A 983-nucleotide genomic window follows, 5' to 3' on the forward strand; every position below is an offset into this window, starting at 1 on the left:
TTTGAATATCCGTAATTAGTAATAATTTATGTATATTTGTTGAAAATCAGATTATTGAGATGAATTTATTTAGTTTTACGGCACATTTTGGCACAGAAGAAGATTGCAGAAGCCACTTTAAAGCAGAAAGAGACAAGCTGGGATTTGTTTGTAAATGTGGGAGCAAAGAACATTTTTGGATAAAAAGTATTTGGCAGTATGAATGTAAAAAATGCAGAAGTAGAACCTCACTCAGAAGTGGAACGATTATGCAGAATTCAAATTTGCCCTTTTTAGTATGGTACAAGACGATGTTCTTAATGAGTGTAACGAAGAAAGGATTTTCTGCAAAGGAAATTCAAAAACAATTGGGATTGAAGAGGTATGAGCCAGTCTGGGCAATGGTTCATAAACTTCGCAAAGCGATGGGAAATCGTGATGCGAGATATACTTTGGAAGGAATGATTGAATTTGATGAAGCTTATTTCACAGTTGAATCTAGCAAAATTGAACAAGAAAAAGGCACCCGAGGAAAAGGAGCAGTAGGTAAACAAAATGTTGCCATGATGGCTGAATCAACACCTTTAGAAGATATTGATACAGGAAAAAAAGAAAAACAAGTTCGTTTCTTTAAAGCGAAAGTTTTAGATGGGCATGATGGAGAAGAAATAAACGAAACTATTAAAGAATCAATTGATAATCAAAGCATTGTTTTTACAGATAAAAGTACTTCTTATGTTGATATTGCAGACTTTGTGGAATTGCATATTATGGAGAAGAGTTCAAAAGAAACAACAGAAGAGACACTAAAATGGGTTCATATTGCTATAAGCAATGCTAAGAGAAACCTATTAGGAAATTATCATAAAATTAAAAGGAAATATCTTCAATTGTATCTCAATGAATTCATTTACAAACTAAACCGTAGATATTTTGGAGACAGACTCTTTGAAAGGCTCGTTATTGCTAATATTACAGGATTATGATTAATTGCGGATATTCAA

General features: G+C 32.7%; 1 protein-coding gene. It reads left to right on the forward strand.

Features of this window, described 5'->3' with window-relative positions; translation table 11 throughout:
* Positions 1–59 precede the first annotated feature (59 nt).
* Positions 60–965, forward strand: a complete 906-nt coding sequence (locus AC0NBN_RS17400; RefSeq protein WP_160814052.1) for an IS1595 family transposase — start codon at positions 60–62, stop codon at positions 963–965.
* The last annotated feature ends 18 nt before the right edge of the window (positions 966–983 follow it).

Source organism: Chryseobacterium sp. L12, assembly GCF_056133985.1.